The organism is Psychrosphaera aquimarina (genome assembly GCF_032461525.1).
Taxonomy (GTDB): Bacteria; Pseudomonadota; Gammaproteobacteria; order Enterobacterales; family Alteromonadaceae; genus Psychrosphaera; species Psychrosphaera aquimarina.
The window spans coordinates 1,048,502-1,071,856 of sequence record NZ_JAWCUA010000010.1 but is presented as its reverse complement, the minus strand read 5'-3'; the positions used below and the strand labels follow the sequence as shown (position 1 = coordinate 1,071,856).

General features: G+C 37.8%; 17 protein-coding genes and 3 pseudogenes. 11 read left to right on the top strand and 9 right to left on the bottom strand.

Annotation, left to right across the window (positions count from 1 at the left end; all coding sequences use genetic code 11):
- Window positions 1–32 precede the first annotated feature (32 nt).
- From ccmE to ccmA, 5 genes and pseudogenes are all read right to left on the bottom strand, one after another.
- Window positions 33–506, bottom strand: coding sequence for a cytochrome c maturation protein CcmE (gene ccmE / locus RT723_RS16810; RefSeq protein WP_315948296.1), 474 nt, complete (start codon window positions 504–506; stop codon window positions 33–35).
- Window positions 507–526: 20 nt separating this feature from the next.
- A complete protein-coding gene (gene ccmD / locus RT723_RS16805) occupies window positions 527–754 on the bottom strand; it encodes a heme exporter protein CcmD (RefSeq protein ID WP_315948295.1) in 228 nt (75 codons plus the stop codon).
- A gap of 4 nt (window positions 755–758) precedes the next feature.
- Window positions 759–1,546: pseudogene (locus RT723_RS16800) on the bottom strand (heme ABC transporter permease).
- 3 nt (window positions 1,547–1,549) lie between these two features.
- Window positions 1,550–2,249, bottom strand: a pseudogene (gene ccmB / locus RT723_RS16795) (heme exporter protein CcmB).
- On the bottom strand, window positions 2,246–2,875 hold the full coding sequence (gene ccmA / locus RT723_RS16790; protein WP_315948294.1) for a cytochrome c biogenesis heme-transporting ATPase CcmA: 630 nt from the start codon (window positions 2,873–2,875) through the stop codon (window positions 2,246–2,248). The pseudogene ccmB and the gene ccmA overlap by 4 nt, the downstream one beginning before the upstream one ends.
- A gap of 150 nt (window positions 2,876–3,025) precedes the next feature.
- Here ccmA and RT723_RS16785 point away from each other — a divergent pair, with 150 nt between their 5' ends.
- The 7 genes from RT723_RS16785 (at window position 3,026) to argA (ending at window position 11,208) form a co-directional block, all read left to right on the top strand.
- Window positions 3,026–3,661: a hypothetical protein gene (locus RT723_RS16785; protein WP_315948293.1), complete on the top strand. Its 636-nt coding sequence runs from the start codon at window positions 3,026–3,028 to the stop codon at window positions 3,659–3,661.
- A gap of 137 nt (window positions 3,662–3,798) precedes the next feature.
- A complete protein-coding gene (gene argC, locus RT723_RS16780) occupies window positions 3,799–4,863 on the top strand; it encodes an N-acetyl-gamma-glutamyl-phosphate reductase (RefSeq protein ID WP_315948292.1) in 1,065 nt (354 codons plus the stop codon).
- Window positions 4,864–4,865: 2 nt separating this feature from the next.
- Window positions 4,866–5,657, top strand: coding sequence for an acetylglutamate kinase (gene argB, locus RT723_RS16775; protein WP_315948291.1), 792 nt, complete (start codon window positions 4,866–4,868; stop codon window positions 5,655–5,657).
- Between the two features lie 30 nt (window positions 5,658–5,687).
- On the top strand, window positions 5,688–6,608 hold the full coding sequence (locus tag RT723_RS16770) for an ornithine carbamoyltransferase (protein ID WP_315948290.1): 921 nt from the start codon (window positions 5,688–5,690) through the stop codon (window positions 6,606–6,608).
- 34 nt (window positions 6,609–6,642) lie between these two features.
- Complete coding sequence (locus RT723_RS16765) at window positions 6,643–7,866, top strand: argininosuccinate synthase (protein ID WP_216053463.1); 1,224 nt, start codon at window positions 6,643–6,645, stop codon at window positions 7,864–7,866.
- A gap of 74 nt (window positions 7,867–7,940) precedes the next feature.
- Entirely contained in the window at window positions 7,941–9,875 is a 1,935-nt protein-coding gene (gene argH, locus RT723_RS16760) for an argininosuccinate lyase (protein WP_315948289.1), read from the top strand.
- A 19-nt stretch (window positions 9,876–9,894) separates the two neighbouring features.
- Window positions 9,895–11,208: an amino-acid N-acetyltransferase gene (argA, locus tag RT723_RS16755; protein ID WP_315948555.1), complete on the top strand. Its 1,314-nt coding sequence runs from the start codon at window positions 9,895–9,897 to the stop codon at window positions 11,206–11,208.
- Window positions 11,209–11,426: 218 nt separating this feature from the next.
- Here argA and RT723_RS16750 read toward each other — a convergent pair whose 3' ends face one another.
- From RT723_RS16750 to fadR, 4 genes are all read right to left on the bottom strand, one after another.
- Window positions 11,427–13,727: a hypothetical protein gene (locus tag RT723_RS16750; protein WP_315948288.1), complete on the bottom strand. Its 2,301-nt coding sequence runs from the start codon at window positions 13,725–13,727 to the stop codon at window positions 11,427–11,429.
- Window positions 13,676–14,713 (bottom strand): toxin-antitoxin system YwqK family antitoxin, encoded by a 1,038-nt coding sequence (locus tag RT723_RS16745; protein ID WP_315945844.1) that lies wholly within the window; start codon window positions 14,711–14,713, stop codon window positions 13,676–13,678. Before RT723_RS16745 ends, RT723_RS16750 begins: the two co-directional genes overlap by 52 nt.
- A 292-nt stretch (window positions 14,714–15,005) precedes the next feature.
- Entirely contained in the window at window positions 15,006–15,266 is a 261-nt protein-coding gene (locus RT723_RS16740; RefSeq protein ID WP_315945845.1) for a DUF1289 domain-containing protein, read from the bottom strand.
- 117 nt (window positions 15,267–15,383) lie between these two features.
- Window positions 15,384–16,097 carry a fatty acid metabolism transcriptional regulator FadR gene (fadR, locus tag RT723_RS16735; protein WP_216053460.1) on the bottom strand — a complete coding sequence of 238 codons (714 nt, stop codon included), beginning with the start codon at window positions 16,095–16,097 and terminating at the stop codon, window positions 15,384–15,386.
- 201 nt (window positions 16,098–16,298) lie between these two features.
- Between fadR and nhaB the strand changes: the two genes are divergently transcribed.
- The 4 genes and pseudogenes from nhaB to RT723_RS16715 all read left to right on the top strand — a co-directional run bounded on the left by nhaB (window position 16,299) and on the right by RT723_RS16715 (window position 23,334).
- Entirely contained in the window at window positions 16,299–17,882 is a 1,584-nt protein-coding gene (gene nhaB, locus RT723_RS16730) for a sodium/proton antiporter NhaB (RefSeq protein WP_315945846.1), read from the top strand.
- 5 nt (window positions 17,883–17,887) lie between these two features.
- The gene (gene dsbB, locus RT723_RS16725; RefSeq protein ID WP_315945847.1) at window positions 17,888–18,418 is read left to right on the top strand and encodes a disulfide bond formation protein DsbB; all 531 of its coding nucleotides are present in this window, start codon (window positions 17,888–17,890) and stop codon (window positions 18,416–18,418) included.
- A gap of 388 nt (window positions 18,419–18,806) precedes the next feature.
- Window positions 18,807–19,256, top strand: a complete 450-nt coding sequence (locus RT723_RS16720) for a hypothetical protein (protein WP_315948287.1) — start codon at window positions 18,807–18,809, stop codon at window positions 19,254–19,256.
- Window positions 19,257–19,417: 161 nt separating this feature from the next.
- A pseudogene (locus RT723_RS16715) lies at window positions 19,418–23,334 on the top strand (EAL domain-containing protein).
- Window positions 23,335–23,355: the final 21 nt, after the last annotated feature.

Here is a 23,355-nt window from a genome sequence, read left to right as displayed (position 1 = left end):
CAAGGTCAAGTTTATCTGGTTACAGTCTGATCTTAGTATTCTGGCTTAACGTGTTTTATGCCTTTCATCTTTTCAGCTAATTCTGGCGGCATATATTCTTCATCATGTTTCGCTAATACTTCCGTTGCTTCAATCGTATCAGCACTGATTAAAATACCTTGCGCCACAATACCTTGCCCTTCACGGAATAAGTCTGGCAAGATCCCAGTGTATTTCACGGTTACTTCTGGCCCGGTGTCTGTCAGCCTAAATGACACATCTAAGTTGTGCTCACTGCGAACCACACTGCCCTCAACAACCATACCTCCAATTCTTAGACGTTGACCAATTTGTGGTTTAGCACCAATTTTACCTTTGCCTAAATCTTTACCTTGTAAAATTTCACTAGGGGTATAGAACAAATCAATATTTTGGCTTAAGCCATACAACATTAAACCAGTTGCGGCCCCTAAAAAACTAATAGAAGCAGCAATAATAAACAGTCTCTTTTTTCTACGTGGGTTCATGATTTTGATCTTACTTTCGATTAATTATGATTTGGTTTTGATTGATAATCGTTATTAGACTGCTTAGCCAATGCAATTTTATTCGCACGCTCTTGCTCAAGTCTTAACATGGTTAATGTACGTTTTTTGGCGGTCATTGAGTGAATAATCAAAAATAATAAAACAGCTATAACAATCCCTACAGTTGACCATACATAAGGGCCGTATCCCCCCATCGCTAAAGCTTCAGAAATAGAATTAAAGTGCATATTTTTATTCCTTACCCGCTAAGGTGGCTTTATTTTTAGATTGCTCTGCCTTGTGATTATTTTCACTAACCATTGCCTTTACCCAAGGACGACGTGCATCATTTATCAAAATTTGATTTGCTAGTCTTAAACATACTAATGCTGCTAATACGAACAGAAAGCCAGAAATGTTCAATAATAATGGCCATAACATATCTGGTGATATGGATGGTTTATCAAACTTAGTTATAGAAGCCCCTTGATGTAAGGTATTCCACCACTCAACCGAGTAATGGATGATAGGCACATTGATAACCCCAACGATGGCTAAAATAGATGATGCTCTTGCCGCTGTCCGTTTATCTTCAAAAGAATTATATAAAGCGATAACCCCTAGGTATAAAAACAATAGGATTAATTCTGACGTTAATCTGGCGTCCCAAACCCACCAAGCGCCCCACATAGGCTTCCCCAAATAGCACCACTAATCAGCGCTAAAAAAGTAAAAGCCGCGCCAACGGGCGCAATGGCATAAACCGCGAGTTCAGCATTTCTAATTTGCCAAACTATACCAATCAACCCACAAATGGCCATTGAGGTATAAGCGCCCATTGACCAAATTGCCGTTGGTACATGGAAATAAATAATTCGAAAGCTATCGCCTTGTTGATAGTCTGAAGGCGCATAAAAAAGTCCCCAAATAGAACCTGACACTAATGTGATCACCGCTAACCAAGAAAAGTATGGCAATAAGCGATAACACAACTTATAGGTAGTTTCTGCCTTTGCGTAGGGATGTAACCATTTCCACATAACTTAATTCACCGTATTTTTTAAAGCGGCTGCGATAGCAACCGGAGCGAAAAAACAACTCACTAATAACATACTGATCAAAATAGACATTTGACCTGTGTAACTCATATTTAACGTCGCGGCTTCAATTAACGACGTAGCAAATATTAACACTGGTATATAAAGAGGTAATACTAATAAACTTAAAAGTACCCCCCTGATTTAAGCCTACCGTTAACGCATTACCGATAGCGCCAACAAACAATAATATTGGCGTCCCTACCAATAAGCTCAACATCAAAGCCGGTATCACATGCGTTTCAATATTCATCAACAAAGCTAACACTGGGGTTATTAATACTAATACTGAGCATGAGATAAACCATGCAGCAAGTAATTTAGCCCCGACCAAGAGTGACATCGGCACAGTAGACAATAACCAAGCTTCAATAGTTCCCTCTTGATAATCTTGTCTAAATAAACGTTCAACCACCAACATAATGGCTAAAATGGCGGCAATCCAAATAACCCCAGGCCCTATCATTTGTAAAGTTTTTGGGGCTGGTGAGATACCTAACGGGAATAAAGTAACAACAATTAGAAAAAACACCACTGGTTGAACTAATTGTGTAGGCTTTTGCCAAGCTAATTTAATCTCTCGAATAAAAATAGACTTAAACGCGGACCAATAGGAAAGTGGTTTAGATGTGCTGAGATTGTTCATATTATCTCACCAGTATTATCAGTGAGTTTAATCGTGTGTAACTGAGCAAAGTCTTGCGATAAATCTTGGTGACTCGTTAATAAGATCATGCCACCAGATGTTAAGTGCGAATTAAAGCGTTGTTGTAATAATTGCACACCACTTTTATCTATCGCTGTAAAAGGTTCATCCAATACCCACAGCTTAGTATTAGTGAGCCATAATCTAGCTAAAGCAACACGGCGATGTTGACCGGCAGATAATGAATGGCATGGGATATGTTCAAGACCGGTAAGCCCTACTTTTGTTAACGCAGAATCAAAGTCGTCATTTTGTGTCGGATTAAGCGCAGACCAAAACTCAAGGTTTTGCCATGGCGTTAAATCCGAATTAATTGCAAACTTATGACCTAAGAAAAACACTTGCTGTAAAAATAGCTCAGCTTGTTGCGTTGTACTCTTACCAGACCATATTACCTGACCTTCGTCAGCTCTAAACAGACCTAAAATTGCTCTTAACAAAGTTGATTTGCCAGCACCATTTGGCCCTTCAATTTGACAGATCTGGTGTTCAGATAAGACAAAATTGAGATCAGCAAACAAACAGCGATTCTGACGAAAACAGGTTAAACCTTGAACTTCAAGCAAAACAACAACTTACTAAGTATTTTAAATTGCCGAATTGTATCACAGGCTCTTACTCGCTTTATAGATCTTAAATAAGTTAATTTAACAATTCAAAATATCGTCAATTCATTGTTTAATGGAGGTCATTACTCTTTGTAAAGGAACATACGAATGTTAAAAATATTCCCCAAAGGCTTTAAATTTAACAAGGACTTAATAAAGCTAAGAGCTGGTTTGCAATGGTTAATGTTAACTCTAACATTAACTTTTCTAACAGCTTGTGTCAGTCAAGCTGATCTTGTCATATTAAAAGTTGGTTCTACTGAGGACATTCCAGATATCAATCAGAAATATGACATACAACTAAATCAACTAAAAATAGGCATGAGCAAAGCGCAAGTGACCGCTTTATTTCCAAATATGGAAAAAGAATGTTTTGAATCTGGAATATGCAACTTTACCGTTTTTGATGAAACTTACATCCAAGTTGATAAAAGAGCCGGTGACTTAAATTTACTGACCACTTCATTAGTCTCTCTATTGGGACTCACCTGTATATTAAGTAAAAATGAGTGTAACGAAGCCATCATTGCAGCATTAAACGTTACCCTTGCATCGAACATATCAAGGCATGACATCCAAACAACATCATCAGGCAACCCAATTTTAACTTTATTACAATGGATCAACATAGAATTTGTTGATGGAAAAGTTACTCAATGGGCGATTAATGAACCTTTGCCACAATTCCAACCTAAAACCTTTGATAATAAATTACCAAGTTTGGAAGATGCGTTAGCCTTATAAAAAAGCATGAACACGATAAAAAACCAACAATTGAATATAAATTCACTTTATTTGCATTTTTATTGTTTACATCACAATAATAATCTGTGATTATCCTGATCAACGTAATTAGTAAAATATTTTCAGCAGTAATTTAAATGGCAAACAACAAAAACATTCCTTGTGTCGTATTTGGGGCAAGTGGTTATGCTGGTGTAGAGTTGGCAAAAATGATTGTCAACCACCCTACTTTCTCATTGGAAGCTTTATTTGTATCTGAGCAAAGCAGTGACGCCAATAAATTATTGTCAGATCTTTATCCTAAATATAAAGGTCTACTCGATTTCACTCTTGTTCCTGGTGGAAAAGCGAATATTGAAGCCCTGAAGTCAACTTTAAGTGGTGTTGACCAAGGGCTTATTTTTTTAGCGACGCCCCATGAATTCAGTCATGATATAGCCAATTCATTAACCGCAATTAATATTACGGTTCTAGACTTGTCAGGCGGCTTCCGTTTACAAGATCCGGACTTATACCCAGAATATTATGGCTTTGCTCATCAATATGCCGGGCAATTAAGTGACATTCCTTATGGTTTACCTGAGTGGAATGCACATAATTTAAAAGACAAAGCGTTAATTTCTTTACCCGGTTGTTACCCAACCGCTTCTCAAATGGCGATTAAACCATTAGTTAAAAGCGAGTTATTAACGGATCAGTGTACACCTGTTATTAATGCAATTAGTGGCGTAAGTGGTGCTGGCAGAAAAGCCGCATTAGCAACTAGCTTTTGTGAATTAAGTTTAAAACCTTATAACTTGTTTGTTCATCGTCATCTGCCTGAAATATGCCAAGAAGTAGGTAGAAAAGTCATCTTTACGCCACATGTGGCTAATTTTGACAGAGGCATTCTTGCCACTATTGTTATGCAAGTAAAAGAAGGCACGACATTAGAACAGATCAATATGGCTTTTGAATCACAATATTCGGACAAACCCTTTGTACGTTTACGTTCTGAAGCGCCTCATATAAACGATGTAGCTCATACTCCTTATTGTGATTTGTATTGGCAATTAAATGGCACAGATTTAATCGTGATAAGTGCAATAGATAATGTACTAAAAGGTGCGTCTTCGCAGGCTATTCAATGCGCTAATATTATTTGTGGTTTACATGAAGGACTTGGTTTATTGCCTACTTCACAAACGCAAGGGGCTATTTGACAATGAGCACGACCAACCTAGCTAGCCCTATCGTTTTTAAATTAGGCGGCGAAGCCCTTACAGATAAAGTGGCGTTAGCTGAGTTTTTACAACAAATTGCTAACATCAAACAAACTCGTCCCGTTGTTATAGTTCATGGTGGCGGGCCTCAAGTTGAAGAAATGATGTTAGCAACTCAATTAGACACCACCAAAGTTGATGGTGTTAGAGCAACACCACTTACCCACTTACCATTTGTTGTTGGTGCTCTTGCTGGTGTGGCCAGTCAGCAATTATTAGCAGCATGTAAATCTTTACAGGTAAATGCCGTCGCATTAAGTCTTGCAGATGCTGATTTATTTGATGCACATATTAAATCAGAAAAATTAGGCGCTGTGGGTGAAGTACAACCAAATAATCCAAGCGCGATCAACGCATTATTAGACAATGGCTTTGTCGTGTTAATTAACTCAATTGGTTGTGATGCCAACGGTCAAACACTTAATATCAATGCAGATGATGCCGCGGTGGCAACAGCAAAATTATTACAAGCTGACTTATGTTTGTTAAGTAACGTTGCCGGTGTATTAGATGCTGAAAAACAATTAATTCAATCCCTCGATAAAGAATCAATTTCAAACCTTATTCACACAGGAGTGATACGGGATGGCATGGTAGTGAAAGTAAACGCTGCTTATGACGCCGCCCGACTTTTACGACGACCTGTGCATATCGGTAGTTGGCAAGATTCTAACGCGTTAAACAAGTTACATTTGTCTGAACAAATACAACTTGGCACTCAAATTAATGCTTAAGCAAACAAATTAAATAAATACAGGTACACAATGACTTTATATAACCAGTCAGTTTTGGGTGATTTAGACATCTCACCGCAACAATTAAAAGATATTTTATTATTGGCCATCGACATGAAGGCAACACCAGAAAAGTATGGTGATGCTTTAAAAGGTAAATCGATTGCTACATTATATGAAAAGCCATCGTTAAGAACACGTGTCAGTTTTGATGTAGGTATTAATAAATTAGGCGGCCATGCCGTTTATTTGGACCAACAAAATGGGGCTATGGGTAAACGTGAGGATGTGGCAGACTTTGGTGCCAACCTTTCATGTTGGTGTGACGCGATTGTCGCACGAGTGATGTCACATGCAACATTAACAACCTTAAAGTCAGCAGCGTCTGTACCCGTTGTAAATTCATTATGTGACCTTTACCACCCTTGCCAAGCCTTGGCTGACTATATGACTTTACAAGAGTTATTTGGCGAGGTAAAAGGATTAACGTTAGCTTATATTGGTGACGGCAATAATGTGACCCATTCATTAATGTTAGCTGGCGCGCAATTAGGTGTGAATTTAGTTGTATTAACACCTGAAGGTTATGGCGTTGATGAGCAAATAGTGCAACAAGCGACTAAGATTGCAGACGAGAACCAATGTACTGTCACAGTAACAAACGATGTAAATGCATTAGGTAACGTAGATGCTATTTACGCAGACACTTGGATTTCGATGGGCGATGACAAAAGCTTAGAGCAAATATTAGGTACGTTTAAACCTTACCAGATCACCAAAGAATTAATGCAGTCGGCCAATGCAAAGTATTTTATGCATTGCCAACCTGCACATAGAGATGAGGAAGTCACTGCGGATGTTTTAGACTCAGAGCAATCTGTCATTCTAAGACAAGCAGAGAACAGAATGTGGGCTCAAAACGCCCTACTTCACAGCATATTAGTAAAATAAAACAATTTAGAATATAAAGATTAAGAGATAAAAAATGGCAATTGCACAAAACAAAGAAATTAAAAAAATCGTATTAGCTTACTCTGGTGGTTTAGATACTTCAGCTATTATTCCTTGGTTAAAAGAGCAATATGGCGAAAGCGTTGAAGTCATTGCATTTGCTGCAAATGTTGGTCAAGGCGATGACGAACTTGAAGGCATTGAAGCAAAAGCAATCGCATCGGGCGCTAGTGAATGTCACGTATTAGATTTACAAGAAGAATTTGTAAACGACATCATCTTCCCAACCCTAAAAACGGGTGCTATCTACGAAAGTGAATACCTATTAGGTACATCTCTAGCACGTCCAGTTATTGCTAAAGCGCAAGTTGAGTTAGCATTAAAACTTGGCGCTGACGCGGTTTGTCACGGTTGTACAGGTAAAGGTAATGACCAAGTACGTTTTGAAAGTACCTTTGCAGCACTAGCACCGCATTTAACGGTTATCGCGCCTTGGCGTGTATGGGACATGGAAAGCCGTGAAGATTTATTAGCTTACTTGGCTGAAAAGAACGTTCCGACGACAGCAAGCGCAACTAAGATTTATAGCCGTGATGCTAACCTTTGGCACATCTCTCACGAAGGTGGCGAGTTAGAAGATCCGTGGCAAGAGCCGACTGATAAAGTTTGGACTTGGACTAAATCGCCTGAACAAGCACCAGATAAAGCGGAATATGTTGAACTTAGTTTCTTAAACGGTGAATTAACCACAGTTAACGGTAAAAAATTATCTGGCGTTGAAGCAATCACTACGTTAAATAACATTGGTGCTGAACATGGTATTGGCCGTATCGATATTGTTGAAAACCGTTTAGTTGGCATGAAGTCTCGTGGTTGTTATGAAACCCCAGGTGGCACCATTTTATTCAAAGCGTATAAAGGTTTAGAAACATTAATCTTAGACAAGATGACGTTAAAATATCGTGAACAATTGGGTCATGAGTTTTCACACTTATTATATGATGGTCGTTGGTTCACGCCTTTATGTGGCGCGATTTTAGCGGGCGCAAATGCGTTAGCTCAAGATGTTACGGGTGACGTTGTACTTAAACTTTACAAAGGCACCGCTTCTGTTGTTAAGAGACAGTCACCAAATAGCTTATACTCAGAAGATTTTGCAACCTTTGGTGCGGATGATGTTTACGACCAAAAACATGCAGAAGGTTTCATTCGTTTATACAGCTTATCTAGCAGAATCAAAGCCTTAACTAAAAAATAAGTTAAGCACTAACGTTTTAATATTTTAAAACTCAGGTTCGCCTGAGTTTTCCCATTTTTGTGGCGGAGTAATTTATGAGTTTATGGGGCGGTCGTTTTAAAGAAAAAGCGAGCTTACAGTTTAAGAAGTTTAATGATTCACTGCCAGTGGATTACCGCATGGCAGTGCAAGATATTGTTGGTTCAATTTCTTGGGCTCGTGCGCTAAATAGCGTGAATGTATTAACCGATCAAGAAGTTGCGAAACTGACTCAAGCATTAGAAGAGCTAAAGTTATCGGTTGAGAACAATCCTGAACAAATTCTTGAAGCAGATTCAGAAGATATCCATAGTTGGGTTGAAATTCAGCTTATTCAAAAAACCGGCGACCTTGGTAAAAAGTTACATACCGGCCGCTCTCGTAATGACCAAGTCGCTACCGATTTAAAACTTTGGTGTAAAGAAAAAGGCAATGAGATTTACGTAGCTTTGGTCAACTTACAACAAGCCATGTTAGATTTAGCTGAACGTGAACGTAACACAGTATTGCCTGGTTACACTCATTTACAACGTGCCCAACCTGTGACATTTGGCCACTGGTGTTTAGCCTACGTAGAAATGTTCAACCGTGATATTGGCCGTTTAAAAGACGCACTATATCGTGCTGACACTTCGCCTTTAGGTTCAGGGGCATTAGCCGGTACTGCTTATCCAATTGATCGTGAAGACCTTGCCCATCATTTAGGCTTTAGAACCGCAACGTTAAACAGCTTAGATGCCGTTTCTGACCGTGATCACGTGATTGAATTGTTATCAACAGCAAGTATTTCGATGATTCATTTGTCACGTTTTGCTGAAGATCTTATTTTCTATAACTCTGGTGAAGCAGGTTTTGTCGAAATGAGTGACCTTGTCAGTTCAGGCTCATCATTAATGCCGCAAAAGAAAAACCCAGATGCGTGTGAATTAATCCGTGGTAAATCAGGCCGTGTTACTGGCTCATTAACCGCGATGTTAATGACCATGAAAGCCCTTCCTCTTGCTTATAACAAAGACATGCAAGAAGACAAAGAAGGCTTGTTTGACGGGTTAGATACTTGGCAAGAATGTATGGAAATGGCCACTTTAGTCGCTGAAGGTTTAACGGTGAATCGTAAGCGTACATTAGCGGCGGCTCAACAAGGTTATGCTAATGCCACCGAATTAGCTGATTATTTAGTGAGTAAAGACATTCCATTTAGAGAAGCACATCATATTGTGGGTGAAGTTGTACTTGATGCGATTGAAAAAGGTGTGCCTCTTGAAGACCTAACATTAACACAATTGCAACAATTCAGCCCTAAGATAGACAAAGACGTTTACCAACACTTGTCTATTGAATCAACGTTAGACAAACGTGAGTCTTTAGGTGGTACATCTCGCCAGCAAGTTGAAAAAGCATTAGCGGATGTGCAAACCGGACAAAAAACGTTATTAAACTCTCAAGTTGTGGGGGCTCCAGGGAAAGCAAGTATAAACAATGCTCTAAAACAAATTCAGCAACGTTTGAATGCCACCAAAGCTGAGGTCACTTCGGTTCGCCGTGCTCGTATGTCAGACTCAGCGGTTATTTTTGAATTGGTCAATGAATGGGCGGCTAAAGGTGAAATACTGCCGAGAAGCCAAGATAATATTATTCATGATATTCAAAATTTTGTTGTTGCTGAAATTGGCGGCAAAGTGGTGGGTTGTGCCTCGTTATATATATATGAGAAAAGCTTAGCTGAAATCCGCTCTATCGTTGTACAAGAAGAGTTTCAGCGTCAAGGACAAGGCATTGCTTTAGTTCAATACTTGTTAGAGTTTGCGCATCAAATGGAACTTAAAGACATTATTGTTTTAACTTACATTCCAACGTATTTCGACAAACTGGGTTTTGATACGATTGATAAAAGCATTTTAGCTGACAATATTATTGAAGACAGTGAGCCATCTCCGCTGAAAGAACCAAACAGCGAAGTTGCAATGAAATACACCTTAGGCCTAGTTTAGTTTTTAATAGATAGAGATGATGGATAATAGCAACCCTAATTACGTTAAATGGTTTAGAAATGCCGCCCCATACATTAATGCGCACCGAGGTAAAACGGTCGTATTAATGTTTTGTGGCGACGCCGTTCGTCACCCTAACTTTGCCAATATCATTCACGATATTGCCCTAATGCACAGCTTAGGCATGAAGTTAGTTGTGGTTCACGGTGCCAGACCTCAAATTGAAGAGCGTATCGTTCAACGTGGTATAGAACGTAAAATAGCAAACTCAGTTCGCATTACCGATGCTGAGACCTTAGTTGCGGTTAAAGATGCCATCGGTTCGTTGCGTCTGCATATCGAAGCGTTATTAACCATGGGATTAGTAAATTCACCTATGCACGGCTCACAGATCCGAGTTAGCACAGGTAACTTTATTATTGCCAAACCAGTGGGCGTAAAAGATGGCATTGACTTTAAATACACAGGCAGTGTTCGAAGAGTGGATACTCATGGCATTAACACCCAATTAGATTTCGGTTCGATTGTTTTATTATCTCCTATCGGCTATTCAACCACAGGTGAAGTATTCAATTTGGCGTTAGAAGATGTTGCTACCCAAACCGCAATCGCACTAAATGCCGATAAACTGATCACCTTTAGTAAAGACGATGGCATTATTGATTTACAGGGTGAACTAATCCGTAGTTGCAGTGTGCGCACGATTAAAACATTACTGGATGATCAGGGTGATCATATCCGTCAATTGTTATTAAGAGCGATTATCAAAGCGGGTGAAAATGGCGTTGAACGTTGCCATTGTGTTAACTATCAAAGCGATACTGCTTTACTACAGGAGTTATTCACTCCAGATGGTGCCGGTACACTTATCGCTAAAGATCATAGAGAACAGATCGCAACCGCAACCATTGATGACGTTGTGGGTATTCTTGAGTTAATTCAGCCTTTGGAAGCCGAAGGTATTTTAGTTAAACGCTCTAGAGAATTATTAGAGTTGGAGATTAATCGCTTTATTGTGCTTAAAAAGGAAGAGATGATCATCGCCTGCGCCGCTTTGTATCTTTATCCCCAAGAAAAATCAGCTGAATTAGCCTGTGTTGTGATCCATCCAGATTACCGTAAAGGGAATCGAGGACAGAGATTGATCAACGCTGTTTTTCAATTAGCAAAAGAACAGAGTATAGAAAATGTTTTTGTATTAACCACGGTTAGCGGTATGTGGTTTCAAGAACAAGGGTTTATTGAAAGTACTATCGATGCACTACCAGAAGGTAAAAAGCAACTTTATAACTATCAACGAAACTCAAAGATATTAGTTAAGTCGATAAAGTAAGGTCTACATTCACGCACCTCTGATCTTTCGAATAGAAAGATCAGTCAGCCAAGACTGAAAATTAATAAGAACTTGGCTGGCGATGAAATTCAAGCTCAAAATTAATCTGACATAAGTAAAAGTTTGTGTTCTGCATTTTGATAAATGCCCATAAATAATAAATCTTAAGCTCCTATGATAGATACTTTTTTGAAGTATCTATCAAATGAAGATCTTACTCATTGAGCATTAACACCCGAAACTCCAGGTGGCAGAGCACCAACATTGTCAGACACCTTAGTTGCCGTAAACTCGGCCACACAAAATCCACCTTCTCCAAGAAAGGTATTACCCAAGAATGCACGCAGCTCTCCCTCAATTGACTCTAACTCAGTCTTCTGCCCCTCAGAAGTTCTCGGCACATTAATCGTTCCTCCCGGGAAAAACTTGTCAATCGAAAATGAACCGTCAAAACTCATACTTCCGTATAGGAAATCCGCTTCTAACAAAGTATCCGCCATTGGGCTTCGATTGAAGCCCCACATATTAATTGACTGCGGAGATGTTAGGTTTGGATCTTGGTATAAATAATAAGTATTAGTTATTGAAAAATATGGGTCAAAGCTCGCGAGGAAATCCTCGCAATCATTGTAGCCACTATAAGGAGGCTGATCTTCTGTAACAGTTAGCTCTACTTGCCAGCGTCCCTGTGCTCCAGCTGGAATAACATTTGGAGTGATTAATGCCTCAAATGTTGTGAGGTGATCACCCGATTCATCGGTATATACAAGATCAAAACTAAACATGGTTGATTGATCGAGTATTTCATTTTCTGACCACTGAAATAATAAGCCATTAGATGTTACCTCACCTGTAATGTTTTGATTTGAGGTATTCAAAATAGAATAAGTTGTGTATGGCACATCAAATGAAGGCGAGCGATTAATAGTACTGAACTCATTGATAAGGGCATCTGGGAACAACGAAGAATAATCATCAATAAAATTTTGAATACGATTAACTTGTTGTTCTAGCTCACTACTTAAAGAATAACTAACATTAAGTGTCATAGGAGTTGTCTGAAGATTAACAAAAGATAAAACTTGCGTGTTGTTCAATTCAGACCTGTATGCCAGTTGTTTCATCTGTGGTGCTTGTTTACTACTCGATACACTTTCCTGGCTACTAAGATCTGCCTCAGCCCATTTAGTGCAGTGTCCATATAGTAGAGAAACTGAGTTATAAGCGTCTTGTGCATACACGATAGTCGCGGCTCCAGCGATACCGCCCCCGACGACTAAAGCTCCTGATAGTAGCCCTAAAGGGCCGGATGATATTGCGCCCTCAATTGACAAAGTTGTCAATCCCGCTGCAATGACACTACGCGCCATCGCTTTGGTAAACCTTATAGCTTCGGGCTCGCACTCCAATATTGAAAATGTATCATCATCATTTAAAAGTATTGTGCTTCTCGTCTTGGTAATTAGGCTGTTTTTCGAAGTATCTTCCGCTTTTAAGGCACTTAGCAGCTTCGCTAGTTGCTGTAATTCTGCATCCGTTAACTCTTCAACCTTATTTAACTGATCTTGTAAATTACTTATAAGAAGAGAAGGTTCTTCACCTCCGATAGTTTGTCCCGACTCGCCGACTGCCATCAACTGCTCGATAAGTGATTCAATAAAACTGACCGAATAATCTCGCGCACTTCCAGAGATGACTGCAGATTCAATATTGATTGATAAACCAAACTGTTCTTTCCTACTACCTTCCTGAAAATCTAGCAAAATCGACTGCTCACCATCATTTATATCAAATGGTATAAACAAGAATACAGCACCGCCGTCTGTCACTATCAAATCATTAGACAGCCCATTTTCAAAAGTTGCACTTAGTGCTTGCAAGTCATTTACTTGAGATACATCTATCTCTATCACTTCGCCAGCAGTGTAATTCGACTTTTCATATTTAATAGTTAAAGCTGATTTATCATTTTCATAAACATACCATTCTCGATTTAATATCGAATACGAAGATCCTATCGAACTTAAATGCGCAAAACGATGATATTCGCTTTCCTCTGTAGTGTAATCGCCATCATGAAAAAAATTAAGTACATCTAAAATACTGGGAATAGAAACCGAGAGATCACTTACTGACTCTTCTTGGCGCGTTGAATAAAACCCTTCGTAAACATTAAAACCATTAGCATCATACTCAACAACATTAAATATCGAATTGTTTAAGTAAATACCTTCTCGCCATAAGTATTTATCAACTTGACTCACATCTTCCCTTAACCATCTCCTAAATGAACCATTAAATTGATTTTTTGATATCGTAGCTTCTTCAATTAGCACTTCTCCTTGAGCTTCACTATTTATTTGATTCGAGAATGGATCAACAAGTTCAAAGCGAAGAAACTCTCCGTCGTACTCGTAGTAGTCATGTGAACTAGGGATATAAGTTACAGGCGTGTTAACTGAACTTTCTATTTTTTGAGTTCTGTAAAAGAGATAATCACTTTGATCCCAGAACTCCACTGCGGGGCATATATCATACGATTCAGGATCTTCGATGTGCACACCGGAAAAAAATGTTCTATAAAGTCCTGATCAATAAAATTTGCTAAAGCAGGAAAATCAAACCCTCCAAGCCCTGGTTTGCAAGCAATTGCTTTATATAGACTGATATCGCCACTAACATTATCATCTTGGCATTGAGCACTAAATCTTAACTCTCCATTTGGAAAGAATTCGGTTACGTTTCCGTTACACTCTCCGTTAAGGTATGGCACAACACTCTTAATATTCCCATTGGGCCAAAAACTCACTGTATTTCCCTGAACTTCTCCATATACAAAAAAACTTAATTGTTTAACTCTATATTTAAAGTCATCGATATGATCTTCGTAAAAGGTGATGTAAGGTCCATGTTCTAAACCAAAGTAATTGAAATATTTTGCAATCACTCTGTCTTTTGGGCCCCGATTGGTTGTATTCCCAAATCTAATTACAGGTCCAACACTTTCACCTGATGCGATAAACTCCACTGATGATAAGGTATTGGAAGACGCATAATATCTTTGATATCCATCTAAAAGCCCACTATCGTCGTTACACAAAACTTCATCGAAGCCGAAGTTATCGAAACTTGTATTAAGCTCGTTTGGGCAATGAGCCCAATAATAATCACAAATCGCATCTTGAGAACCGTCTTCACTAACATAAGGGCACGAAGTTTCAGTATTAGTCGCGGGAAATGAGTCCACTTGAGGTGGCGGAACGTTAGCGTAGCTACTCATTACTTCCTTTACAATTGCTTCGTCCAGACCGTGGAAGTTACCACCACTCCATCCGTTTTCGGTCCAACGACCGGCTTGCAAGTCTTCTAAATATGTTGCCTCTATATCATTCAAAATTTCAATATTTTCATTGTCAACGTTATCGATATTATCTTGAGGGTCGTTGTTTGCGTTAACATCGTCACTTTCGCTACCGCCGCAAGAAACTAAGAAAAGTACAGACAATAGACATAAAGTACGAGTCCAGAATTTTGACTTACCATTCTTTTTAATCATCTTTTGAAAATCCGAAATTTAAATATTGATTAAAAATATAGCAAAAAATAAATACCAACAAAAGTAATTGCAATTCTGAAAAACAAGAAATAGGTTTATTTAGGTATGATCTAAAGTTGCTAAACTGAGGTTAAGCTCTTTCTTTCTTTTATATTAAGCTGAACTAAGTTTATTTTATTAAGCAGTATAATTAAAAAAATGAGCTTAAATGCTCATTTTTATTACGCAAAGATTAGGTCAGTTATAGATCACCAAATAAGTCGTTTGTAGGGTCTTCTTCTTTTGGCGTTTGTAACACTTTTATATCAATTTGTTTTTTTATCCACCTATGCTTTCTCGATTTACATAGTTTGATGACATGACGTTTTTCTTCGTCATTAAACTGCATCCACTGAAATCTTTCATCACGACTGCGAAAACACCCTTGGCAAAAGCCATTGGTTCCGTTTAAGCAAATGCCCTTACATGGGCTTGGAATATGAAATAGTTCTAATTGTGGCATAACTTAAGTTTAAATTAGTCCCTTAAAGGTTGCGATTCAGTGATATCAAAGTCGAATTAATAGTATATATAAAAAAACCTGCAAATTGCAGGTTTTTACTGTTAGGTATGTTTTACTTTATTCTACTAAATCTAACGGTAAATCTTCTTTTACCTTTTGCCAGATTTTAGCTGACTCTAAACCAAATTTACGAATTAACGCAATTGATTCGTCATGTTTACCCGCTTTAGTAAAGACTTCTAGTTCTTCGTAATACTTCCTAGACAAAGCGCGTGCTTCTTCGTGTGAGAAATAATACTTAGCAATCTTTGACCACAAACCTTTAAAGCCGTTTAGTACTAATACAAATACTATATTGCCTGCGGCGTGAGCTAATTCATGATTTAAGTGATAATCAAAATCAGCAAATTCTTGCGGATCATTTGAAACCGCAAGCGCCTCCTGTGTTAAAGCTATCACTTGCTCTGGTGAGTTTTTAATTGCGGCTCTAACATAGATAGCACTAAAGTTTGTGCGAGCTGATAATAGTTGGTCAATTAATTCACCAACGCCTTCAGCATCTAATTTGGCTAATGTAGGTAAAATATTTAACCCACATGTATCCCAGTAATTATTTACTTTAGTAGGTTTACCATGTTGGATTGTTAACCAACCGTCACGAGCTAACCTTTGTAATACTTCTCTCAAAGTAGTACGAGTAACACCAATTAATTCTGATAACTCTCGTTCGGCTGGAAGTATTGAACCGGGAGGAAAACGATTGTTCCAAATAGAATCTACAATATATTCTTCAGCAAATCCTGCTGGGCTTTGCGCCTTTATTATTTTCATTAATACTGTTTACCTTATTTCATCTGGACTGATTGTACCAGAAGAAGACACGAGTACAACAAATGGTTTTTTTTCCGCAATCATTTCAAAACTCTAAGAAAACTACTATTTTATGTAGGATTAAACTAATAACTTTAGTACATTAGTTCAGCATCAAACGGGCTAACGCCTACAAAACAATTAAAGGAAGGTTTTAAACGTATGCAGCAAAATTCTATGAGCGCTTTTTATCAAAATTTCTTGGGGAAATCTCCCGAATGGTACAAGCTCACTATTATTGCGTGTTTGGTTATCAACCCAATCTTATTTAGTTTAGATCCATACATTGCAGGATGGGCATTGGTTTTAGAGTTTATATTTACTCTTGCCATGGCGTTAAAATGTTACCCATTACAACCTGGTGGATTATTAGCTTTAGAAGCAATCATTATTGGAATGACAACCCCAGGACACGTTGAACATGAAATTTCGCAAAACTTAAGCGTCATTTTATTGTTAGTGTTTATGGTCGCCGGTATCTATTTTATGAAAGACTTACTTATGTATTCTTTCACCAAACTCCTTATAAAAGTAAAATCTAAAGTCGCCCTGTCGGTTTCATTTGCAGCAGCATCTGCATTTTTATCTGCGTTTTTAGACGCCTTAACTGTTGTTGCCGTAATTATTACCGTCAGTACCGGCTTTTATATGATTTATCATAAAGTCGCATCCGGTAAACAAAATCATGTAACAGACCACGACCATACCGATGACAATCACTTAGACGTCCCTACCCGTTCAGAATTAGAAGAATTTAGAGCCTTCATGCGTAACATTATGATGCATGCTGGTGTGGGTACTGCATTAGGTGGGGTTTGTACTTTAGTTGGTGAGCCTCAAAACTTAGTAATAGCAGAACGAGCGGGCTGGAGTTTTATTGAGTTCGCACTACGCATGTCACCAGTTACCATTCCGGTATTAATTTTTGGTTTATTAACCACGATTTTATTAGAGAAATTTAAGATCTTTGATTATGGGGCACAATTGCCTGAGTCAGTTCGCAAGATATTAGTTGATTACGATATTGAAAAAGATAAAGGGTTAACAAAACGCGATAAAGTTAAATTATGGGCGCAAGGCGCAATCGCAGTTTGGTTAGTCATTGGATTAGCTCTGCATTTAGCTGCTGTAGGTTTAATTGGTCTTTCAGTTATCATTTTAGCAACCTCAGTTGCCGGTATTACGGATGAACATTCAATTGGTAAAGCATTTGAAGAAGCCTTGCCATTTACCGCATTACTTTGTGTATTCTTTGCCGTTGTGGCTGTAATAATTGACCAAGGATTATTTGCTCCTGTGATTCAATGGGTATTAACCTTTGAAGGTAAGATGCAATTAGTGATGTTCTTTATCGCCAATGGCCTGCTCTCTATGGTCAGTGATAATGTATTCGTTGGTACTGTGTACATCAACGAAGTTGCTGCTGCATTACAACGTGGCATTATTACTCGTGATGAGTTTGACTTATTAGCGGTAGCCATTAACACAGGTACTAACTTACCAAGTGTTGCGACACCAAATGGTCAAGCTGCATTTTTATTCTTATTAACATCTGCATTAGCACCGTTAATTAGATTGTCATATGGAAAAATGGTTTATATGGCATTGCCATACACTGTTGTTCTTTCTATTGTTGGCTTGTTAGCGACTTATTATGGTTTAGCTGACTTAACACAATATATGTATGACCATAACTTAATTGAACACCATACTACGATTGGCCAATCAAATATAACTGGTCACTAAACATAGTGTTTAATTTAACTGCAATATCGACTTGGCCAGCTACACGCTGGCCTTGGTTTATCGTAGCTACCAGTGCGCTTATATTAGAATCCGTTGCTTTGTACTTTCAATACGGTATGGGGTTAGAGCCTTGTATTATGTGCATTTACCAACGTGTCGCAGTATTTGGCATCTTATTAAGCAGCCTACCAGCGTTATCAGTTCCTCAAAGTAATATCGCTCGATTGATCAGTATTACAGGATTATTGGTGGCTTGTATTTGGGGGCTGTTAATTGCTCAGGAACACGTGGCAATGCAAAATCCTGATAACTTCTTATTAGCCCTTAGCTGTGATGTCTACCCTAACTTCCCAGATTGGTTGCAATTGCACACTCTAATGCCTTCATTATTTGAACCTAGAGGCACTTGCGGCGATATCGACTGGTCATTGTTTGGATATTCTATGCCACAGTGGATGGTATTTATATTTAGTTGTTATACAGCTTGTATTACTGCTGTTGTTGCTACTCGTTTGCTAAAACTTAAAACCATTTAATTAAATTAAGGAGGCGTTTAATTAACACCTCCTTTTTATTCCTTCTCTGTTAACCACTTCTGTGTATAACACCTTTTTTTGTATATTAGTTATATAACTACATAACGGTAAATTAGATGCTATTAACATAAAAATTACACGGCAAAAACACACCGCACTAACGGCCACTTAACGGCAAACATTTACCGCACAAACTCTCTTTTTATATTCAAAATACACGATAAGAACAGCCACATCAAAAACAAGCCCATTATCAATGACCCTTATAAATAAAGGCCTTCAAGCCATTTAAGTAACTAATTAATAACGTCAAAAATCCATCTTTTCTATTTGGTACTGAATTTGCTAGCAAAGAGTCACTAATAATAAAAAAATGGAAATTATCGTCATGTTTAACAAAGTTTTTAATAAAGCAAAAAAAGCAATCTTGTTATCGACTGCCAGTGTATTTACATTGTTAGCCGCATCTAATGTTTATCAGTCAAATTCAAACGAAGCTGCCTATATGTTACAAGGTGCGAGTAAAGCAACAATGGTTGAACTTGTTCAGCAAGTTGGCGGCGAAATTATTCATGACTTTTCTGTTATTAACGCGATATCAGCTTCATTAACAGAAGAACAAACAACTCAACTTAATACTATCAATCCTTTAGTGCGTTTATCTTCAAATGACAAAGCATTAGAAACTGCGGCATTTGTATGGCCAATTCGTACTAAGAAAGGCGGTGCTGAAGTTGCAGCATTTGTATGGCCAATCCGTACTAAAAAAGGCGGTGCTGAGATTGCAGCTTTTGTATGGCCTATCCGTACTAAAAAAGGTGGTGCTGAATTTGTGTAATTTACGATAATTTGTAAATTTAGTAAAAGCTCCTAATTAGGAGCTTTTTTCGTTATAAATACTTACACTTTACAAGCTTGCATTCAGTGACACTGAATTGGCGTTATGTTATAAACTAGTACAGCTTTAACCCCGAATAAAAATAATAAAGTGGTTATTTAATGTTGTTCTCTATTTCATCTTTCAAGTTAATAATAAAAAAACGTTTTATACCTGTTTTATTACTTATTTTTTCTTCAACTGCCATTTCAAATACATGGTTAAACGAAGCTAATAATAATATTTTCTTCAATCACATTACTGCGGAACATGGTTTACCTCATCCTGCGGTTAATGCCATAGTTCAAGACAATATGGGTTATATTTGGATTGCGACCCAGGACGGATTAACCCGTTATGATGGCAAACATTTTAAAACCTATACTCACTCCCCTGGCATTGAAACGAGTTTAGGCAATAACTGGATCTGGGATCTATATATCGATTCAGAAGGTCGGTTATGGGCTGCTAGTAGTGGTGGTTTTCATCTATATATTCCGGAAATTGATGGCTTTACTAATTATAATTCAGCTAAAGGAATCGATGGTATTGATGGAACTAGCTATGTTGCTATTACGGAAGCTCCAAATGGAAATCTATTATTTGCTAGTCAATTTTCTGGTTATACAGAATTTGACATCCAAACAGCTAAGTTCTCAACTTATTTGAATGAAAAATCTGATGTAACAATTAAGAATAATCCAGTCTCTGATTTGACTTTTGATCAAAATGATAATTTATGGATAGCATCTCCAAAAAATGGATTAAAGCTCAAACAAGCAAATAAGTCTAGTTACAAGCAATTAACTTTAAAAACAAAGTTATCTATTCCTAGTGATAAAATAAGAACGTTATTTGTAGATAAAAACAATCACGTTTGGGTGGGGTCGGAAGATGCAGGTGTCTTTGTTCTAAATCAGAAATTAGAAGTGACAAAACATTATATATTTAATGCTCAAATCGAAAATAGTCTTTGTGCCAATTATGTAAATAGCATAATGCAAGACAACAACAGCACAATGTGGTTTGCTACGGAAAATGGCCTATGTAAATTAAACGAAGATGGTAAAGCTTTCACTCGTACCTTGCACCAAGCCTCACGTAATTCCAGTTTGATAAGCAATAGAACTTCCGTATTAATGCAAGACTCTGCAGGTGTTATTTGGGTTGGAACTCAATCTGGTATTAGCCGATGGAACGCATCGTTAAATTACTTTACTCATATTAGTAAAAATGGTCAATATCGAGCATTAAGCAGTAATTCGATAATGGCCTTTGCAAAAGATTCATCTGGTGAGTTATTTATAGGTACATGGAATGGTGGCATAAATATATTATCTAATAATAGTCATGACATTAAGACTATCTTGGCCAACCTTCAACGAACAGATACGTTGCAAGAAGATAATATTATGAGTTTATTAGTTGATGATGCAGATAACTTATGGGTAGGTACTTTACGAAGTGGTTTACATTTACGAACAAAAGGGTCTACAACATTTAAAGTTTATTCACATGATGATGATAATCCTGATTCCATTAGTGAAAATGCCATAAGTAAAATTCTGCAACTTTCTAATGGGCAATTAGCCGTTGGCACTTATGGCGGAGGGCTTAATCTTTTTGATAGAAACACTGAAAAATTTTCACTTGTTACACTTCCATCAGCTATAAAAGACTTCCCAATTAGTATATATATCGTTGATTTGACTGAAGATGAAAAAGGTAACATTTGGATTGCTACTCGAGATGGTGGATTACTCAAGTATGACTACCAGAGTAAAAAGATCACTCAATTTTTAGCTCAACCAAATAAAAAAGCTCAACTGATTAGTGACGATATATTTGGTGTACTTAATACGAAAGATTACATTTGGGTTGCTACCAAAGATGCAGGAATCGCTCGACTCAATAAAGCTAAATTAGACAAAAACATAACTGTTTTTGAGCATATTGGGACACAACATGGGTTAGCCAGTAATTTCACTTATGGCATGTTAGAGGATGAAAATGGCTTTATTTGGGTTAGCCATGCCAAGGGGCTGTCTAGAATAGATAGCAAAACCTTTGCAGTGATCAACTTTAATACCACTCACGGATTACAGGGTACCGACTTTAACAGCAGTGCATTTTATAAAGATAAAACTGGCCGCATGTATTTTGGTGGCTCAAACGGATTTAATACCTTCAAACCGGAAAACGTGCCGATTAACAATCACAAACCTGATTTACGTCTTACCAAGTACAGTCAGTCCAATGTAGTACGTCCTATCCATCAAGAATTAAGGGAAGACGGCGTATTAGCGCTAAACTATAATAAAACCATTGTTGATTTTGAGTTTGCCGCTTTAGATTTCACTAAACCTGAAAATAATAAATACCAATATAAAATGGAAGGATTGGGCGATACCTGGATTAACTTAGGGACCAATAACAAAATATCTTTCTCTTATTTAGATGATGGGGATTACACCCTAAGAGTTAAAGGAAGTAATAATGATAATGTTTGGAGTGATGAGCTTGTTATTCCAATTGAAGTGTTACCACCACTTTGGCGCACATGGTATTCATATTTAACTTATATATTAGTGCTGGTTACTTCTGTCTATTTATTAGTTCAGCAACAAAAAGAGAAAGTTAGGCGTCAACTTGCTCACGAACAACGACTGCACAGACTTGCTTATTATGATTCATTAACCGGTTTACCAAACCGCCAGAGTTTCTACGAAAGCTTAGAGAAGTTTTTATCATTAGCAAAACGAGGCCATTATCAAGCTGCGGTTATGTTTATTGATTTAGACAGGTTTAAACGGATAAACGACACCTTAGGTCATGAGTATGGCGATTTGGTGTTACAAGAGATTGCAGAACGTTTAAATGGCTGTATTCGTACCAGCGATATGGTCGCAAGAACTTCTGATGTAGCAAAACCCGATAGTGAAATAGCAAGACTTGGCGGTGATGAATTCACCCTATTCTTAAGTCAAGTTGAAGGATCTGAAGAAATTGCCATCATCACTCAACGAATTATCGACAGTATTTCTAAGCCAATTAAGATTGAAAATTATGAAGTAATGGTAACACCAAGTATTGGTATCGCCATTTATCCAGATGACGGTAATTCAGTAAACGAATTAATGAAACACGCTGACATTGCGATGTACAAAGCAAAAGAAATTGGCCGACGGACTTATTCTTTTTATGCCCATTCTTTAAATGACAAAGGTTTAGAGCACTTAAAACTAGAAGAATATCTGAGAACCGGCATAGAGAATCGAGAGTTTGAATTACATTTCCAACCACAAGTCGACTTAGTAAACAATTGCGTAAATAAAGCGGAAGCTTTGGTGAGATGGCGACATCCAGAATTGGGCGTTGTTTCACCAATAGAGTTTATTCCTTTAGCTGAAGAATCAGGTTTGATTATTGAACTAGGGGAATGGATATTACGAGAGTCTTGTTTTCAGGCTAAACGTTGGTTAGACGATGGCATGCCTTGTCGTATTTCAGTCAATGTTTCCAGTGTTCAATTTAAGCAATCAGCCTTAATTGAAAAAGTTAAACTGGCTCTGAGCGAATCAGGCTTACCCCTGAGTTATTAGAATTGGAATTGACTGAAAGTGCCATCATGTCTGACGTTGAAGACAACATAATACGTTTGCAAAACTTAAAAGACATGGGCGTAACCATTGCGGTTGATGATTTTGGTACGGGTTATTCTTCATTGAGTTATTTAAAGAAATTCCCAATAAATACGTTAAAAATTGACCGTTCATTCATTATTGATATCGCAGATAATGAAAATGACGAAGCCATCGTAAAAGCAATTATGGTGCTCGCCGAATCTATGAGCTTAAAAGTCGTTGCTGAAGGGATTGAGACATTGGAGCAATTAAAGATATTACATGCCTTTAATTGCGGATTAATTCAGGGATATTACTTTAGTAAGCCGTTAATTAATGATGACTTTGTCGAGTTTGTAAAACATGGGTTTGATCAACATAAATCCACCTGGCAGCTTGATTTAATTGGCCAATAACCTTGTCCGATTATTAACAAC

Bases quoted from the DNA above. Each gene is read 5' to 3' on its own strand.
- ccmE (WP_315948296.1), bottom strand. From the start codon at position 506: ATGAACCCACGTAGAAAAAAGAGACTGTTTATTATTGCTGCTTCTATT.
- ccmD (WP_315948295.1), bottom strand. From the start codon at position 754: ATGCACTTTAATTCTATTTCTGAAGCTTTAGCGATGGGGGGATACGGC.
- RT723_RS16785 (WP_315948293.1), top strand. From the start codon at position 3,026: ATGTTAAAAATATTCCCCAAAGGCTTTAAATTTAACAAGGACTTAATA.
- argC (WP_315948292.1), top strand. From the start codon at position 3,799: ATGGCAAACAACAAAAACATTCCTTGTGTCGTATTTGGGGCAAGTGGT.
- argB (WP_315948291.1), top strand. From the start codon at position 4,866: ATGAGCACGACCAACCTAGCTAGCCCTATCGTTTTTAAATTAGGCGGC.
- RT723_RS16770 (WP_315948290.1), top strand. From the start codon at position 5,688: ATGACTTTATATAACCAGTCAGTTTTGGGTGATTTAGACATCTCACCG.
- RT723_RS16765 (WP_216053463.1), top strand. From the start codon at position 6,643: ATGGCAATTGCACAAAACAAAGAAATTAAAAAAATCGTATTAGCTTAC.
- argH (WP_315948289.1), top strand. From the start codon at position 7,941: ATGAGTTTATGGGGCGGTCGTTTTAAAGAAAAAGCGAGCTTACAGTTT.
- argA (WP_315948555.1), top strand. From the start codon at position 9,895: ATGGATAATAGCAACCCTAATTACGTTAAATGGTTTAGAAATGCCGCC.
- RT723_RS16740 (WP_315945845.1), bottom strand. From the start codon at position 15,266: ATGCCACAATTAGAACTATTTCATATTCCAAGCCCATGTAAGGGCATT.
- fadR (WP_216053460.1), bottom strand. From the start codon at position 16,097: ATGAAAATAATAAAGGCGCAAAGCCCAGCAGGATTTGCTGAAGAATAT.
- nhaB (WP_315945846.1), top strand. From the start codon at position 16,299: ATGCAGCAAAATTCTATGAGCGCTTTTTATCAAAATTTCTTGGGGAAA.
- RT723_RS16720 (WP_315948287.1), top strand. From the start codon at position 18,807: ATGTTTAACAAAGTTTTTAATAAAGCAAAAAAAGCAATCTTGTTATCG.